Below are 17686 nucleotides of genomic sequence, written 5' to 3' on the forward strand. Positions count from 1 at the left end.
TTATTGGGCCACTAAACAGCGTATTTCTAACGGTTATAATTGCTAATCGGGTTTTATAGAAGAAACGATGCTGCAAGTGCACCTACGTTTAAATGCAGCTAAATGGTTAGGCAACAAAAAAGCCCGGATAAACCGGGCCTTCCGCTTTCTTTTTCATAGTATATCTTGACCAGGGCAGGTACATTAACCAAGAACTTAGCAACCGTTAATTCAACTTTACCATGTTCTTAATATTTCTGGCTAATGCTGTTACAAAGATGTACCGGCCAATTGCCTAAATCAATTTTATTTGGGTAAGCGACCGGATTTTACCGATGAACAAACTAAAATCTGTCTTGAACAGCTACTAATGCTGGTTTACCTAATAATGAAGTTGTTTAGTATTTCTGTTTCGAACAGATTTTGGTGCCATTGGTGGTGTTATCACCACCAATTCGAAAGCTTCTGCCAAACTACTTGCTGGTGCCTCCGCAGCAAGGGCAAAGGTTCTTCCAATTTAATAATGCTAAACAGCTTCAATTTAATATTTGATTAGTCGAGCGACTCACAGCAGTTAAATATCAGCTACAAGCTCAGAAATCACCCAAAATATTTTAAGGCAAATTTAAGTCCGTAATGGCTTGGTAAACCTGCGCCCGGAATTTATCGCTGAGATTGCCGTAGCTGTTGGGGGTTTTCTGGGTGTATAACAACGCTACAATGCCGTTGGTGGGGTCTACCCAGTAAGTAGTGCCAAAGTAACCGCCCCAATCAAAACTGCCTTCGGGTATGCCAAACTTAGCCGAACTTTTGGCTGTGGTAATGCCAAAGCCTAAGCCAAATTTATTATCGCCCTGATTTACTTCGCCAATCTGGTTGGTAGTCATTAGTTTTACCGTAGCCGGGCCAAGTAATCGTTTGCCATTGTATTCGCCGCCATTCAGGAGCATCTGCAAAAATATAGCGTAATCGTAAGTCGTAGAAGATAAGCCGGCTCCACCCGAAAAATAGGTCCCTTTAACATTTGGATAATCCGGTCCTGCACCTAAGCGAGCTTTGGCTTTTATCGTGTTTTTGCCGGCATCTTCGGCGTACAAAATAGCCAAGCGGTTATGTTTTTCGGCGGGCAGATAAAAGTAAGTATCTTTCATACCCAGCGGTTCGAAAATCCGCTTCTGAAAATACACGTCCAACGGCTGACCCGATAATATTTCGATGAGATAACCCAGTACATCCGTGCTCAGGCCATAGGTAAACCGTTCGCCGGGCTGGTGCATTAAGGGCAAAGTGCCCAAGGCATTCATGGCATCGGCGAGTTTAGCGTTGGGCGTACCAATTCCGCTGGAGATGTGGTGTTTGGCGTAAATAGCACTGGCTTCTTTGGTGCCTATAGCGGGATAACCAATGCCCGAAGTATGGGTAAGCAACTGCCGGATGGTAACTTCCTGGCGCGCGGGCACGGTGGTAAAACTGCTGTCTTGGGGGTTAAATTTAGCCAGTACCTTTGGGTTGCGGAAAGCTGGAATATATTTAGAAATGGGCTCGTCTAACAAAAACTTACCTTCTTCATAAAGCATCATCAGGCCAATACTGGTAATGGCTTTGGTTTGGGAAGCAACGCGCATAATGGCATCGCGCTTCAGCGGCGTTTTGGTATCTGTATCGTTCAGGCCAACGGCTTTGTGGTAAACAATTTTGCCGTTACGCGCAATCAGGGCAATAGCACCCGGCACATAATTTTTAGCTGCATATTCTTCTAAAACCCGGTCCAGGCGCTGCAGCCTTTCGGTGCTCATACCCACGGTTTCGGGCTTGGCTTCCTGTAATACCGGTGTTTTAATTTTTTGGGCATAGGTAAAAATAAAACAGCACGAAAAAACCAGCGAAAGTAAAATGTGGCGCATAAGCTATTATTTATTTTGATTAGCTAAAGATAGTAAGCCTAACAGAAATAATTAGCAATATATTACTAGCTCCCGGTATTTAGCTAATAATACAATTTACCATTCCAACCCTGACCGGTTAAAATTTTGAAACTGCTGCACCGCTAATATTTATACTGCAGAATATACTAGCCTTAAAAAATTAAAGAAAATTTTATACGCCAGGCAACGGTTTTAAAATGTTGCTTGTCTTACGGGCAAAACCGCTAATAATGGCAAATACTGTAAAATTTAAAATACCATGATGCATATATAAAAGCTTTAAAACACAACCCGCTCTCATACTAACTAACCTTAAAAATAAAACTAATGAAAAAAACACCTTTAATGCTGTCGTTAACCTTAAGACCACTAACGTGGCTGCTGGGCTTTACTTTGTTGTTGGGCGCCTGTCAAGAAGACCAAATATTGCCCCGCGAAACGCCAACCAACCAAAATCCCGGAGATACCAACAACCCTGCGGAGCCGGGTAACCCCGTAGAACCAGGCACGCCCAATAACCCGAATACGCCGGTCGATCCCAATAATCCGGGTAATGGTCAGCCCGATCCGGGGCAACAGCCCAATCCTATGCCCACCGGTAAATTTGTGCAGCTAAAATGGTCTGAACTGGATTTCCAACGCGTAGATTATGATAACAATAATTTAATTACCCGCTACGTGAGCCAATACAACTCCAGCCAAGGCAGCAATGCCGTTACAAACTTTACCCAGGAGTTTCATTACGATGCCAATAAGCGGCTAGTGAAACAAACAAGTAATGTTTATGGCAACATATTATTTTTTTACAACGGCAACCAGCTCGAAAAAGCGATGGAGAACGATAAACTAGATCGACCGCTGAAGGAATATTATTTTACTTTCAGAACAGACGGCAAATTAGAATCGCGGTTAACGTATAAAGTAGACCTGAACAATAATAAAACAGAATATCAGAAGCAGGTTTATAAATACGATACGCGGGGAAACCTGGTAATTTTGGAAGATTATTTTAAAAATCCTGCTACTAACCGGCTGGAGCTTTCTACCAGGTTCTTTTTCGAGGATTTTGACGATAAAAAAGCGGCCATTCCTTTCTTGGCCACATACCCGTACCTGCCGCAGTTTACGGCCTGGGTTAATAACCCCAGAGTAAAATATGCCCGTAATAAAGATGGCTACGAACTGTCGGGGCGGGAACGCTACGGTTACACCTATAATACTGATGGTTTTCCAGGCAGCCAAATCAGGTCAACGGTTATTGGCAATGGCCGTCCGGATGTAACTTTTACCGGTAATTATATTTATAACTTTAACTAACAGGTTAAAACGTACAATCTGTTACGCTAAAGCATAATTCAAATATTTAAAGCACAAGCAGCAATCATCGCCGGCTTGTGCTTTTTATTATATTAAACTCTCTAAAATATTCCTTCTGTTTCGATAAGTGTTTTATATAGCTTTACCTGACGTTACGCAACAATTGTGGGAATATTAATTCTTAGCATCTCCAATTCAAACCTGTCATTCAGGAAGAAACTATTTGGCTGCCTGCTAAATAGTTTCCTCCTGAATGACAGGTTTGGGTTTCTTGAACCTATACTTTTTAAAATATTGTGTAACATCAATTACCTAATATAAGGATCAAATAAAAATTACTGCTAGAAAACGTCACTTCTACTCCCTGAATACGCTTGCTTTTCAAAGCATAATATTATTAGCTCCTGTTCAGAATATAATCTTTATGCAGGTATATTTTCTGCTTCAAATATTCTGTAATAAGTTATCTTTGTGTTCCCCAAAGAACGCACCGCTGCTGCATGACACTGAAAGAAACCATTATCCAGGAAGCACTTACTCTTTTTCAACGCGAGGGCCTGGAAAATATATCCGAATCTTATCTGCTAAACAAACTGGATATTTCGCAGGCTACTTTCCGCGAAATTTTCAAGAGCATTCCGGATTTAGTAAACCAGGTAATAGAATATGATTTACAGGTACAACGGAACGAACACGTAAAACTATTAAGCAATTCGCCGAATGCGGTAGAAGATATTATGCGTTTGCTGGTGCAAGGTATAAACCAGGTAAAAAGAATAAATCCGTTGTATTATTTGCACCTGCAGCAAAATTTCCCGCAAGCCTGGCAAATAGGTATCGCGCATTTATACTCTTATTCTTACCCGCAAATTCATGGCATTATTAATAAAGGCGTTTTAGAAGCTAATTTCCGGAAAGATATAAATATACCGCTGGTTACTAAAATTATTATGGAGCAACTCAATATGCTGCTTAATCCGGGTTTGTTTCCGCCTGAAAGGTATAATTTAGCCGAGGTATTCCGGAGCATTTTTTTGTATTATCTGCGCGGTCTATGCACCGATATTGGGGCCCGCCAAGCCGAGAACTTTTTTGCCCATAACCAGATTTAGCCTAATACCAATAACCATAAAAAAAGCCGGTTGATAAGTCTTTAACTTACTAACCGGCTTTTAATTTATTGTTACTTATTTAATTTATCGAAACGCGTACTTTTTGGGTAAATTCCCGTAGGGCAGTTTTAAAATCAGTGCTGTGGTCTTGCATGTGGTTCAGAATCCAGATGGCGCCAAATACGTGGGTGAGCTGCTCGCCTTCGTCGGCGCCTTCAATTTCAAAATCCGGCTGTTGTTCTTCCAGCAGCTGTTCCTCGGCGTGCCGCAACGACTCTATGGTTTGCGTTTCTACTAACTTTTTAATAGCTGGTATTTTCATAAGCTTAGTTCAGTTTGTTAATTAGGTTTACCACGGCTTCTTCTTTGCTGGCCGCTACGGTATCTACCAATGTACCGTTTTTAAACACCGCAAAAAAAGGCAGGTTGGTTACGCCGGCGGCTTTGCGGGCTTCCGGGCTTACTTCAGCGTTTACATCTAAAAAGGCAATACCGCTAAACTGCTCGTTATCGGACATACGCTTGAACTTAGGCGAAAACAAACGGCAATTGCCGCACCAGTCGGCGTAATATTTAACTACTACTTTTTCGTTTTGCGCCAGAATATTATTAAAATCAGAATCGGTTGCTTGAATAACTGCCATAATAATTTATGTGTTTGTACTTAACAATTTGGCCGCAAAATTAAGAAATATTTATAAGATGCGCTATAATACCGCAAAATGCACAAACATAATTGCTTGATATTAAATGTATCTTAACAAATAAATATTCTAACAAAGATAATATGCAAGCAATGCACCTCTGTCGCGCGTAGCGCTAACGGTTTTGTTATGCGTAGAGTTAGCGCAGCGCTCTACGCATTTTTAGGAAAACCAATCTCCGATTGGCGTATCTGGTTATTAAAAATTAAGAAGTACCAGACTTAGTAATTTGCAGTAGAAGTGGCAAAATAAAGACGAGCTTGATTTATTAAACAGCAGATACTTGGAGCGTATCGTATGGGCATTACCAATATCTATAGTTAATATGTAAAGTTTTCTGTTATACGCCAATCGGGAGATTGGCTTTCCGGAAAATGCGTAGAGCGCTGCGCTAACTCTACGCATAACAAACTGTTAGCCTATCCGCTACGCACTTTTAAGAATATTTGTACGCCTATGAATAACGCTTTACCATGCGCTTGCAGAAGCCTTAACTATTGCATCTGTAAACTTCTGCGACTGCGGCGACTCAGGCTTTCCAGAATAGTTTGGCGTTTGAGTTTAATTTGCCAACTGCCAATTGCTGCATTCGCTTTAAAACCCACGGCCTTAAAACCCGGCGAGGATTGTTGTAGTTCGGCGAGCGTTGCCGGCGCAACCTCCTGCCCTACCGTTCCGTGGCATTTAAGACAAGCGGCCTGGTTTATAAAAACACCTTTGGTATAAAGTATTTCGGTTTGCCCGCTGGTTTTTACCTGCGCCGAATCCGGCGAATTTACAGGCAGTTTCTGACCGGTACGGGCTACCGTAATGTTATATTTTTGGGCAATGGCTTGAACTTCGGGGTATTGCTGGGGCGGGTAATTTTTAAGGGCGGCCACAGTGCCACCGGCTTCAAATGCAGCAGTAAGGCGTACGTGCAGCAAACTATCGGCAATATTAACCAGGCTGTCGCCTATATGCCGGGCTTGGGCTTCTACCTGAGCGGGTGTGATGCGTTTAACTTTGTGCATTTCGGCTTCCGCTTCCAGTTGCTTCCGTACGGTTAAAGGCTCGGGCCGGTAAAAGAGCAGGAAGCCCAGTAACAATGCCAGAAAAATAGCCGCCGCCCAGATTATTTTACGCATACCATTTAATATTTTAGTAATAAGGCTGCAAGTTAAAAAGCCTGCTCTGATTTAGACTAAAACCCGCCTAATATTCGTATAGCAAAAACCTATTCTGCTGCAAAGCAACTTATAAGCAAACACAAATGTTATTTATTATCTTTGTAGTTTAAACCCAAGTTTTGAAGAAATGTTAGATAAGTTAGAAGCGATAAAAGAGCGATTTGAGGATGTCAGCCAGCAGCTCATTCAGCCGGATGCCATGAGCGATATGAAAAAGTACAAGGCGCTGAACAAAGAATACAAAGACCTCGAAAAAATCGTTATCGAATATAAAAAATACCAGAGCCTGCTCAGCAATATTGAAAATGCCAAGCAGGTAATTGCCACTGAAAAAGACGAAGAGTTCCGGGAAATGGCCAAAGAAGAACTCGATGAGCTATTGCCCCAACAGGAAGAAATGGAAGAGCTGATTAAAAATTTGCTGATTCCGAAAGACCCCAACGACAGTAAAGATATTATTATTGAAATTAGAGCGGGTGCCGGCGGCGACGAGGCATCTATATTTGCCGGCGATTTACACCGCATGTACTCGCGCTTTGCCGAAAAACAAGGCTGGCGCATGGAATTAATTGATGCCCAGGAAGGTACATCGGGCGGTTACAAAGAAATTATCAGCAGTATTTCGGGCGAAGATGTGTACGGCAAACTTAAATTCGAATCGGGCGTGCACCGGGTACAACGCGTACCGGCTACCGAAACTCAGGGCCGTATTCATACCTCGGTAGCCAGCGTGGTAGTATTACCCGAAGTAGAAGAATTCGATATTGAACTGAATATGAACGATATCCGGAAAGATTTATTCTGTGCTTCCGGTCCGGGTGGTCAATCGGTAAACACGACGTATTCGGCGGTGCGTTTAACCCACCTTCCTACGGGTATTGTGGCCCAATGCCAGGATCAGAAATCCCAATTAAAAAACTTTGATAAAGCCCTGAAAGTATTGCGCTCCCGGGTTTATGAAATGGAACTAGCCAAGAAAAATGAGGAAGAAGGTGCCCAGCGTAAAAGCATGGTGGGTGGCAATGACCGCTCCGATAAAATCCGGACGTATAATTACCCGCAAGGCCGCGTAACCGACCACCGCATTGGCTACACCGTTTATAACCTGCCTATTGTAATGGATGGTGCTATCGATGATTTTGTAGAAGAATTACGGATTGCCGAAAGCGCCGAAAGACTGAAAGAAGGCGTAGCGTAGGTTGATTGTTGGATTGCTGGATGGTTAAATTGTTGAATTGTTAGATTATTTAATGTTGTATAATGCCAATAACTAACAACTAATTACTAACAGCTAATAACTAACCTCTAAATGGCAAATGAATATTTAGATGATACGCTTCACGAATTGGGCCTGATTACGAAAAAAGTACAGGCCGAATTCGGAAGACTTTCGGCGGAGCAGCTAAACTGGAAACCCGCCGAAAGCGCCTGGAGCATTGGCCAGTGCCTCGATCATCTAATTAAAACCAACCACCAGTATTTTCCTATATTTGAAGCCGTTAGCCAGGGCCGGAAAAAGAAAACTATTTGGGAAATGTTGCCGTTACTGCCGGGTTTCTGGGGTAGAATGCTGCTGAAAGGATTAGCCTCTACGAGCAAAAAATTCAAAACGCCCAAAATATTTAAGCCATCGGCCAGCCGTATTCCGGATAATATTGTGGCCGATTTTGTGCGGCACCAGCAAGACCTAACCCGGCGCATAAAAGCTACCGAACAGGTTGATCATGCTAAAACCATTGTTACCTCGCCGGCCAGCCCAATTATTACGTACAGCCTGAAAGATTGCGTAAATATTTGTGCCGTACACGAAGAACGGCATTTTTTGCAGGCTAAGCGGGTAATGAAACAAAAAGATTTCCCGCATAAGCCCATAAACGCGTAAAACAGCCATTTACCCCTTACTTCTATTTGTGAAATACCTGCTTTCCATATTTTCCTCTTTTCTGGTGCTGTTTTCGCTGTTTTCCTGTGAGCCGGAAGAAGAAATCCTGACCCGCAACCCACAAGCAAACCTGCAGTTTTCTACTGATTCTTTAATATTTGATACCGTATTTGTAAAAACCGGCAGCGTTACCAAACGGGTTTACTTGTATAACTTCAACAAAAATGCCGTTGAAGTAGACGAAATAAAGTTAGGTGGCTTGGCGAACTCGGCTTACCGGGTAATTATTAACGGCGTAGAAACACCAACTGCCCAAAAGGTGCGCATCCGGGGCAACGATAGTTTGCTGGTTTTGGTGAAAGTTTTCATCGAGCCCGAAAACCGCAATAATCCTTTTCTGGTGAAAGATTCGCTGGTTTTTTCCCAAAACAACAACGTGCAGGATGTTAAGTTGGTAGCCTACGGGCAGGATGCTTATTTTTACCGGGATCAGGAATTAGATTGCAACACCGTTTGGAAAGCGGATAAACCGCATATTATTTACGACCGCGTAATTGTAAACAAAGGCTGTACGCTTACCATTGAGAAAGGTGCCCGCATTTACGCCCACAAAAACGCCGGTATTTTGGTAGATGGCAGTTTGCGCGTGGAAGGTACGGCCCAGGAACGGGTTGTTTTTACCGGCGACCGGCGCGAACGCTTTTACGAAAATATTCCGGGCCAGTGGAGCGGCATCCGGTTTTTCACCAACAGCAAAAATAACGTAATTCAGTACGCTGATATCCGGAACGCGCAGGTAGGTATTTGGGCTGGCAGCCCCGATCAAAACCCCAATACCTACGAAATAAAACTGGAGCAGTGCACCATCCAGAATATGTATACCATCGGCATTTTAAGTTATACCACCGATATTCAGGCCATTAACACGCTTATTACCAACTGCGGGCAACACGCGGTAGCCGGGTTTGGCGGCGGCACTTACGATTTTAAATATTGCACCATTGCCAATTACACGCCCGAGTTCCGGCGCGACACGCCTTCTTTTGCCTTTACCGACCGCATTGTACTGGATAATGGCCAAAATATTGATTACCCGGTAAAACTTAGTATGGTAAACTCTATTGTGTGGGCTGGTACCCGGGGAGGTAAATTAACCGATGAAATATTGTTTCTGAACCAAAGTGCTAGCCCGCTGGAAATAGCGCTTACGCATAATATACTGCAAACCGAACGTTATAGAAGCCTGCTGGAGCCAACCAATATTATTAACCAAGATCCCAATTTCCGGTATACGCCCGAAAGCCCCCGCAACAATATTCCTTATGATTATAGCCTGGATACCTTGTCGGTGGCAAATGGAGCAGCCCGTTCTTTACCTGCTGTAAAAGCAGATATAAATGGCCTGCTCCGCGACAATCAGAAACCGGATATTGGGGCTTACGAACGCCTTAAACCTTAAACTATGCATTGGTACCAGAAAAGTATTCGCCTGCCCGTTCTTAAACGCGGTTTTCATTTAATTACCGATTTAATTGTAGCCGAATTACCCGAACTGGAAAATATTAATGTGGGTTTGGCGCATGTTTTTATCCGGCATACCTCGGCCAGCCTTACCATTAACGAAGACGCGGACCCCACCGTACGCCACGACTTTGAAAGCCATTTTAACAAGATGGTACCGGAAAATGCCCCTTACTACCGCCACAACTCCGAAGGCCCCGATGATATGCCGGCCCACTTAAAAGCTTCTTTGCTGGGCAGTTCCGTAACCGTACCCATTACCAACGGGCAACTAAACCTGGGTACCTGGCAAGGCATATATTTTTGCGAGCACCGTGATCACGCTACCCGTCGCTGGCTGGTAATTACGTTGCAAGGCAAATAATTAGGGGTTAATTATAGCATTTTAAGCAATATTTAATAATTTAGAATATTCAAGAAAAGCAGCAATCCTGTTTTGTTGCCGTATTTACAAAATCATTACTGCCGGGAGCGCAGTTACAGGCAGGTGAGAATATTAAAGAATTCAGCCCAGCATGAAAAATTCAGGCAGCATCACCTTACTTATTCTTGTTTTGTTTTCTTTGCTGGTAATAGAGGCTTGCCAGAAAGAAAGCGAAAAACCAGACGCCTTACTACAAGAATGGCAGGTGGTAAGCATGCGGCGGCCCAACAGCGCTTCGCAGCAATATCCGGTTAAACCTTATATTCTTCAGTTTAAAAAAGATAAAAGTTTAACGTTTAAGCTAGATGTAAATAATTGCGATGGGGCTTATACTGTAAGCCAACCCGGGCAGATAAAAATAGAACGGCTAGCATACACCGAAATTTGCTGCGACTCGGATATGGCTCAGGAGCTAGCCTCTCTTTTACATCACGTAAATACTTACCAAATTCAGGCCGATATATTAACGCTAAACGGTTTGGGCGAGCTAAAGCTGAAACGAATAAAATAACCGAATATTCTTAGCTTCTTACTGCGTTTGCTCCTGTAGCACCAATATTTTTTTGGTAACTACGCGGCCGTTTTTCAGAATTACTTTGGCGTAATAAAGGCCACTGGCTAAACCAGCTAAGTTCATCCGCAGCAAAGCATTTTGCGGTATGCCGGAACGGATGGTCTGCCCCAGATTATTTATTAATAAAATATTTTCTACTTCGTAATCGGCGGGCAACTCTATGTTGGTGAACTGGTGCGCCGGATTGGGGTAAATGCGGGGTTCACTGGCGGTAACAAATATATAAGCACGCTTGGTTTGGGTGTTGGAGAAAGCACCGTTTTTTACCGTTAAGGTTACGGCATATCGTCCCGGCTCGCTGTAGTAAACCGTTGGGTTTTGGGCCAAAGAAGTAGCCGGCGAGCCACCCGCAAAAGTCCATTGCCACTCGGTAGCCCGTAACCCAATAGAATTATCGTAAAACTGAACAGTAGCCCCGGTAACCACCACCGAATCGGTAACACTAAAATCGGCTTGTAACGGTACTGCACAACTTACGGCATTGAGCAAGCCGGGCCGGGCCGAACTAACCATTGCTTGCATATAAGCCGCCTGCCCGTGGGTAAACAGGTTCATACAGGCATCATCGGCGTAATCCATGAAATTCTGGTACATATCGCCGCCCTGTGCGCTGTTGTTGCAAGAAATAATGGTACCGGTGGGGCAGCCATTACTTGCATTATCTTGCGGTGGCGTATCGGCTATGCCATCCGAATCATCGCAACCGGTATCTTTTATGCCCCATATATGCTCCAAACCCAGCCAATGACCAATTTCGTGGGTAGCGGTACGCCCCTGGTTAAACACCGATTTGTACGGATTAGCCGGAAATTTACCAACCGTTTGGTACCACAACACCACGCCATCGATGGCCGGATCGCCGCCCGGAAACTGGGCATACCCCAAAAAACCATTCTGGACATTACACACCCAAATATTCAGGTATTGGCTGGGGTTCCAGGCATTTTGCCCACCTTTGGCCGTAAATTTCATGGCTTCGTCGGAGGCAAAACCCAGGCTGTCGGTGTACGTGCGGGTAATGCCAGTAGTAGGTTTTCCGGTTGGGTCTACGGTAGCCAGGCAAAACTGAATACCGGTATCGGCGGCCAGTTTCTTAAAAGCCGCCAGGGTTTTAACAGAATCGGCGTTGCGGTGCCGGTAATCTTCGTTTAAAACTTGTAACTGCGATTGAATTTGTGCATCCGAAATATTTTCTGCGGGCGTATGGTAAATAACATGAAAAACTACTGGAATCTGGATTACCGGTTGCTTTAACCGCGCTCGCCCCGATAACAGCAAATCATCGACTACTTTCCGGACACGTTCCTGGCGCAAGCCCAAACTGGGCTGTTGCTGGTTTAGTTTTTCGCGCAGGTGGGTGGTACCGCAGGTGCGGGAAGTAACACCCGGCGTTTTCTGCCCCCATACCAACGTAATATTAAAGCCAAATAGCAGAAAAAGAAGGTATACTATTTTAGACATCCGCTACGGAAAAAATCAGGAAGTTAAAACACAGGCACCGGGCAGCATAGGCAAACAGTAAAGCAAAAACCGCTATACCAAGTTAACCTATTTTGGTAAATATTGTATAGTACAGGGCATTGAATATTATTGGTTTCTGAAAGCCCTGAATGGTGTAGGAAATAACGCGCGCAGTTCCGTTTTTAGTATGGCATTGCAGCTTCAGTTCGCGGCGCGATTTCAGCAATATATTTTCGCTTTCCTGCAAGCCCCGCACGCCCAGCACTTGCCCGCTGGCATTGGTCGTAACCGATAAATATTGCACAGTTCCGTCGTAACCGGGTTTCTTGCGATACATAATAGTGGTATTACCGGTGGCAGGGTCTTGTTGTTGGGTGCTGGCGTACGCATTCCGGAAAGCCGGTTTGTTAATATCCAGTTCCCGGAAATTTTCCAGCTCTTTTTCCCAATCCAGGTTTTGTACTTTTTTCGATTCGGTAGTTTTCTGGTTTTCCAGTACGGTTTTAACCGCGCCTGGCTTTTCCTTTTTCAACAGCGTAGTCTGCGCTTCTACAAAACCAACTACATCAAAATATTGCCCGGCGGTGGATTGTACCGGTGCTCCCGGCGATTTTTTTTCGCCGCAAGCACCCAGATACAAAACTATTGCCAGGAGAAATAAAATAGAGATCTTTTTAGCCAATATATTTTAGTGTTGTAATAATGAAGTGCCGGTCATGTCGGCGGGTTGCGGAATACCCATTAGTTCCAGAATAGTAGGTGCCAAATCGCCGAGTTTACCATCTTTTAAGTTGTTGCGGTACTGATTATCTGCCACAATAAAAGGCACCAGGTTGGTGGTGTGGGCGGTATTTGGCGTACCATCGGGGTTAATCATCATGTCGGCGTTGCCGTGGTCGGCGATTACAATGCAGGCGTAATCGTTTTGCAGGGCGGTGGTAACTACGGCCTGGGCGCAGGCATCTACGGTTTCGCAGGCTTTAACGGCGGCTTCAAATACGCCGGTGTGCCCTACCATGTCGGGGTTGGCAAAGTTCAGGCAAATAAAATCGGCGCTGCGGTTTTGGAGTTCCGGTACAATGGTATCCCGTAGTTCGTAGGCGCTCATTTCGGGCTTTAAATCGTAGGTAGCCACTTTGGGCGATGGGCATAACAAACGTCTTTCGCCTTCAAAAACCAGTTCGCGCCCACCCGAGAAAAAGAAAGTAACGTGCGGGTATTTTTCGGTTTCGGCAATCCGGATTTGGGTACGGCCGGCATTGGCTACCACTTCGCCGAGGGTATTATTTAAGTTGTCTTTATCAAATATTGGTTTTACGCCCACAAACGAATCGTCGTAGTTGGTAAGCGTAACATAGTACAGGTTTAGCTTGTGCATGTTTTGCTCATGAAAATCGCGCTGGGTTAAGGCCTGGGTTATTTCGCGTCCCCGGTCGGTGCGGAAGTTAAAGCAAATCACCACATCATCTTCCTGAATGGTGGCTAACGGCTGATCGTTGGCATCTACCGCTACAATAGGCTGAATAAATTCATCGGTTACGCCGCTGGCGTAAGAAGCCTGAATAACCGGAATAATATCGGTAGCATGCGTACCCGAACCGTGCACCATTAAATCGTAAGCTAATTTTACGCGTTCCCAGCGGTTATCGCGGTCCATGGCATAATAACGACCAATTACCGAAGCTACTTGCCCGCCGGTTTGCGCCAAATGCGCCTGTAAATTCTGTAAATAAGCTACGCCGCCTTTCGGGTCGGTATCGCGGCCATCGGTAAAGGCGTGTACGAATACTTGCGAAACACCGGCTTCGGCCGCAATGGTACACAAAGCTTTCAGGTGTTCTATATGCGAATGCACCCCGCCATCAGACAACAACCCGATTAAATGTACTTTTTTGTTTTGTTCTTTTGCGTATTTATAGGCATCAGCTAAAACCGGCATGTGGGCCAGTTCCCCTTCCCGAATCGATTTATTAATTTTTACTAAATCCTGGTAAACCACCCGGCCGGCGCCAATATTCATGTGCCCTACTTCGGAGTTACCCATTTGTCCTTCGGGTAAACCCACGGCCTCGCCGGAAGCTTGCAGTGTCGCGTGCGGATAATTTTGAAACAAAGAATCAATAAAAGGAGTTTTGGCCTGGTCGATGGCCGATACACGCGGATCGGTTGCAATGCCCCATCCGTCTAAAATAAGCAGAATTACCTTTTTTTCCATGATGCAAATATAGGCAACTTAGTAAAATGTTAAATTAATTATTACTTTGGGCACGCTTTACCCCGTAATAAAACTTAATTCTATAATTAAGTTACGGGCTTGGCATAGTTTTAGCTTATTTAAACCGTAACAAAGAGTAAATTTGATTAAATTATACACATGAAAAATATTAAGCTTGTGCTAATCTGGGTGTTGCTGCTAGTATTGATTGTAGGAACAGGTTCTGCAAGCGCACAAGGCGATGTGCCGGCCGAGATTAAGACAGCTATCCGCAATGGTTCTTCGCGCGATCTGGCCAAGTATTTTAATAATACCATTGAAATAGGGTTAGACGGCGAAAAATCTAGTTATAGTAAAACCCAGGCCGAATTTGTACTGAAAAGTTTCTTTACTAAAAATCCGCCGGCGGGTTTTGAGTTCGACCACCAGGGCAGTTCTAACCAGGGTCAGCGTTATGCCATTGGCACTTACAACACCAAAGCTGGGGCTTACCGGGTTTTTGTGGTGGTAAAACAAGGCAATGGCAGTTATATTATTGATACCATAGATTTTACGAAGAAATAAACCGGCTTTGTAACTAGTCTGGCTAATTAAAAGTAAATAAAAGGCTCGCAACTAAGTGCGGGCTTTTTTACTTTTACGCTGCCATGAACAACCTACCCTCTTACATTACCGAAGCCGCCTTAACCCAATTTATTCAAAATGCCTTACAGGAAGACGTTGGCGACGGCGACCACTCCTCGCTGGCGGCTATTCCGGCCAATGCGCAAAAACAAGCCCGCTTGCTGGTAAAAGACGACGGCATATTGGCGGGTGTAGCCATGGCCGAATTAATTTGCCAGGCCGTAGACGCGTCGCTTACTATCCAAATATTATTGCCCGATGGTACCCCCGTAAAGCGCGGCGATGTGGCTTTTACCGTTAGTGGCCGGGCTCAGGCCATATTAACCGCCGAACGTTTACTTTTGAATTGCATGCAGCGCATGAGCGGCATTGCTACGTACACCCACTACCTTACCGGATTAATTTCCGGCACCAAAGCCCGCTTGCTCGATACCCGTAAAACCACGCCTAATTTCCGGATGATGGAAAAATGGGCCGTGGTAATTGGCGGCGGCTTAAATCACCGTTATGGGTTGTTTGATATGATTATGTTAAAAGACAACCACGTAGATTACGCCGGCGGCATCCGGCAAGCCATTACGGCTACCCACGAATATTTGCAGCAGCACAACAAACAGCTAAAAATTGTAATAGAAACCCGCAACCTAAACGAGGTGCAACAAGCTTTAGATACCGGCGGCATCGATCGGATTATGCTGGATAACATGAGCCCTGCCCAAATGCGCGAAGCCGTAGCCTTGATTAACGGCCGTTTCGAAACCGAAGCTTCCGGCGGCATTACCGAAACAACCATTGCGGAAGTAGCCGCTACCGGCGTAGATTATATTTCCGTAGGCGCGCTTACGCATTCTATCCGCAGCCTCGATTTAAGCTTAAAAGCTTTCTGATTTGGGGCAATACACCTAATAAAATCTGAAAACCAGTTATTTACAGTTTAATTTATTGTAGAGCCCACCCTTGTCATTCTGGGAATCCGAGGATTCCCAGAATGACAAGGGTGGATTGCTTAAACGCTTTATCTTATATCTTTTGCGCAACAACAATAATTAATACCCTAATAAAATGAAACTTACGCTTAAGTGTTTGCTACTGGGTCATCCTGAGCTTGTCGCAGGACCTATTACATTTATGAATATGTAAATTCAGCTATTTCGACAGGCTACCTATGACTGCAATATTTTAAGCGCGTTACCCAAATAATAAGGGTATAATATGGGGTTGCCTAAAGAAAACAACTGGAAAGCAGTTCCTTTAAATAAAAATATTACTTAACCAATTGCCGTTTGGGGCCGGCAAAAAGAGCATAATAAGGCGTTCTGGTAAAATCTTCTTCGGTTACCTCTAAAGGCATATTATTTACAATAAAGTAATGCCGGGGCGTATAAGAGGATTTTGTTCTTTTTATGCTATATCGGCCGTTTTGGAAATTAGTAATTTTTACGTCGCTCTTTACTTTGCCAACTACCGTACCCAATGCTTTATCCGGAACGGCCAATGTATTTTCCAGGAAATCAATATCTAAGATACAATTATTAACCAAGGCTATTTGCAAAGAAACGCCCGGTACTAATCTGGGAAATAAGTCTTTCAGGTGGGGGCTTAAACGCCAGGTACTAGCGCTTACCAGAAAATGGTTATAAGTTAACGGACCGTCTTCGCCAGCTGGTAAACCGAGGTAAACATATTTATCTTTTACGGTTATCTGGAGCGTAGTGGCTTGTTCCAGTCCTTCGTAATATTTTTGGTTGAGTTTAGTGCGGCTAAAAACAGTTCCGGAAACCGGCAGCAGCGTTTGGTTTACTACCAGGTAATATTTCAACTCTTTTAACGGCTGAAACCTGTTTACCTGAAATTGCCCATCGCGGTAACCAATAATTTTAACTTCGCTGGCTACTTTGGCTACTACCTGGTTAAGCGGGTTGGCAGCAGCAATTTCGTTAGCGCCCGATACAATCTCAAAATCTAATATTTCGCGGGTAGTTTTGCTTTGCACAACGGCCGCCCGGATTAAGGTACCCGGTTGTAACTTCGCAAACAACACTGGTTTATCTTCGGGCAATTGCCAGTTGCCCGCGGTAGTTTTCACAAAATACCGAAACACAATAGAGTTTTGGGTACCGGGAAGCAGCTTTATATACGTAAACCGATCTACTACTGCTAATTCTATTATTTCGCCATTGCTATTTTGTAGTTTGCTGCGGGTTTTAGGGGCACGTAAAACATACCGCATTTTAATTAGGGCTGCCGTTAAAAATAATATGCCGGTACTTAAACCTAATTTTTCTATCCCGAATGGGCTAGCTGCAAAATGGCCCAAAGCCGGATAAAAATTTACAGCAGTAGTTCTTAAAAGAAAAAACAACCCCAGCCAAACGCCCGAACTAATTATTATCATCATTATAAAATCGGGAGGCACTTAAAACCCTAAGCTACTCTTAAACGTTTTATGCCAACCTTAATAAAACAAACACATCGCAAAATCAGCCTAAATATATATAAAATATTATATATTACAAAATTATCAGAAAATAATCCTGCATTTATTTATATTTTTTAACTTTACCCAGTTCTGCAAGAACTTTATTTAAACAATTCGGCACGTTTCAGGCTATAGTAACCTGCTTGGCGCTTGTTTAATTTATGCCGGAATATTACTACCTGCCCCAAAAACCTTACGGCGCCCGAACAATCCTTTATTAGGATTAAAAAGCTAATTGCTAGAAGTTAAAATTTAACTACTTTTGTGCTCGAAATAGAAAACAGCTTTTTTAGCGGCTTT

At 43.9% G+C, this 17686-nt stretch carries 17 protein-coding genes; 9 read left to right on the forward strand and 8 right to left on the reverse strand.

Going from position 1 to position 17686, the window contains the following annotated elements; translation table 11 throughout:
* Window positions 1–593: 593 nt before the first annotated feature.
* Window positions 594–1883, reverse strand: a complete 1290-nt coding sequence (locus tag F0145_RS13330; RefSeq protein WP_150088912.1) for a serine hydrolase domain-containing protein — start codon at window positions 1881–1883, stop codon at window positions 594–596.
* A gap of 348 nt (window positions 1884–2231) precedes the next feature.
* Here F0145_RS13330 and F0145_RS13335 point away from each other — a divergent pair, with 348 nt between their 5' ends.
* Both F0145_RS13335 and F0145_RS13340 read left to right on the forward strand, forming a co-directional pair.
* On the forward strand, window positions 2232–3221 hold the full coding sequence (locus F0145_RS13335) for a hypothetical protein (RefSeq protein ID WP_150088913.1): 990 nt from the start codon (window positions 2232–2234) through the stop codon (window positions 3219–3221).
* A gap of 500 nt (window positions 3222–3721) precedes the next feature.
* Window positions 3722–4333, forward strand: coding sequence for a TetR/AcrR family transcriptional regulator (locus F0145_RS13340; protein ID WP_150088914.1), 612 nt, complete (start codon window positions 3722–3724; stop codon window positions 4331–4333).
* 79 nt (window positions 4334–4412) lie between these two features.
* Here the strand turns inward: F0145_RS13340 and F0145_RS13345 are convergent, their stop codons facing one another.
* From F0145_RS13345 to F0145_RS13355, 3 genes are all read right to left on the reverse strand, one after another.
* Entirely contained in the window at window positions 4413–4655 is a 243-nt protein-coding gene (locus F0145_RS13345; protein WP_150088915.1) for a DUF6952 family protein, read from the reverse strand.
* Window positions 4656–4659: 4 nt separating this feature from the next.
* Complete coding sequence (locus tag F0145_RS13350; RefSeq protein ID WP_150088916.1) at window positions 4660–4977, reverse strand: thioredoxin family protein; 318 nt, start codon at window positions 4975–4977, stop codon at window positions 4660–4662.
* A 554-nt stretch (window positions 4978–5531) separates the two neighbouring features.
* Window positions 5532–6164 carry a c-type heme family protein gene (locus F0145_RS13355; protein WP_150088917.1) on the reverse strand — a complete coding sequence of 211 codons (633 nt, stop codon included), beginning with the start codon at window positions 6162–6164 and terminating at the stop codon, window positions 5532–5534.
* A 169-nt stretch (window positions 6165–6333) separates the two neighbouring features.
* On the opposite strand from F0145_RS13355, the gene prfA reads away from it, so the two are divergent.
* The 5 genes from prfA to F0145_RS13380 all read left to right on the forward strand — a co-directional run bounded on the left by prfA (window position 6334) and on the right by F0145_RS13380 (window position 10544).
* Window positions 6334–7404, forward strand: coding sequence for a peptide chain release factor 1 (gene prfA / locus F0145_RS13360; protein ID WP_150088918.1), 1071 nt, complete (start codon window positions 6334–6336; stop codon window positions 7402–7404).
* Window positions 7405–7515: 111 nt separating this feature from the next.
* On the forward strand, window positions 7516–8088 hold the full coding sequence (locus F0145_RS13365) for a DinB family protein (protein WP_150088919.1): 573 nt from the start codon (window positions 7516–7518) through the stop codon (window positions 8086–8088).
* A 28-nt stretch (window positions 8089–8116) separates the two neighbouring features.
* On the forward strand, window positions 8117–9547 hold the full coding sequence (locus F0145_RS13370) for a hypothetical protein (RefSeq protein ID WP_150088920.1): 1431 nt from the start codon (window positions 8117–8119) through the stop codon (window positions 9545–9547).
* 3 nt (window positions 9548–9550) lie between these two features.
* A complete protein-coding gene (locus F0145_RS13375; RefSeq protein ID WP_150088921.1) occupies window positions 9551–9973 on the forward strand; it encodes a secondary thiamine-phosphate synthase enzyme YjbQ in 423 nt (140 codons plus the stop codon).
* A 151-nt stretch (window positions 9974–10124) separates the two neighbouring features.
* Window positions 10125–10544 (forward strand): META domain-containing protein, encoded by a 420-nt coding sequence (locus tag F0145_RS13380; RefSeq protein WP_150088922.1) that lies wholly within the window; start codon window positions 10125–10127, stop codon window positions 10542–10544.
* Between the two features lie 18 nt (window positions 10545–10562).
* Here the strand turns inward: F0145_RS13380 and F0145_RS13385 are convergent, their stop codons facing one another.
* The 3 genes from F0145_RS13385 to gpmI form a co-directional block, all read right to left on the reverse strand.
* Window positions 10563–12068, reverse strand: a complete 1506-nt coding sequence (locus F0145_RS13385; RefSeq protein WP_150088923.1) for a M43 family zinc metalloprotease — start codon at window positions 12066–12068, stop codon at window positions 10563–10565.
* An 82-nt stretch (window positions 12069–12150) separates the two neighbouring features.
* Window positions 12151–12750, reverse strand: coding sequence for a hypothetical protein (locus F0145_RS13390; protein WP_150088924.1), 600 nt, complete (start codon window positions 12748–12750; stop codon window positions 12151–12153).
* Between the two features lie 6 nt (window positions 12751–12756).
* Entirely contained in the window at window positions 12757–14283 is a 1527-nt protein-coding gene (gene gpmI, locus F0145_RS13395; RefSeq protein WP_150088925.1) for a 2,3-bisphosphoglycerate-independent phosphoglycerate mutase, read from the reverse strand.
* 159 nt (window positions 14284–14442) lie between these two features.
* Here gpmI and F0145_RS13400 point away from each other — a divergent pair, with 159 nt between their 5' ends.
* The gene (locus F0145_RS13400; RefSeq protein WP_150088926.1) at window positions 14443–14847 is read left to right on the forward strand and encodes a DUF4783 domain-containing protein; all 405 of its coding nucleotides are present in this window, start codon (window positions 14443–14445) and stop codon (window positions 14845–14847) included.
* Window positions 14848–14930: 83 nt separating this feature from the next.
* On the forward strand, window positions 14931–15794 hold the full coding sequence (gene nadC, locus F0145_RS13405) for a carboxylating nicotinate-nucleotide diphosphorylase (protein WP_150088927.1): 864 nt from the start codon (window positions 14931–14933) through the stop codon (window positions 15792–15794).
* A 377-nt stretch (window positions 15795–16171) separates the two neighbouring features.
* On the opposite strand, the gene F0145_RS13410 is transcribed toward nadC, so the two are convergent.
* Window positions 16172–17305: a hypothetical protein gene (locus F0145_RS13410; protein WP_150088928.1), complete on the reverse strand. Its 1134-nt coding sequence runs from the start codon at window positions 17303–17305 to the stop codon at window positions 16172–16174.
* Window positions 17306–17686 lie beyond the last annotated feature (381 nt).

Source organism: Adhaeribacter rhizoryzae (assembly GCF_008629685.1).
Lineage (GTDB): Bacteria > Bacteroidota > Bacteroidia > Cytophagales > Hymenobacteraceae > Adhaeribacter > Adhaeribacter rhizoryzae.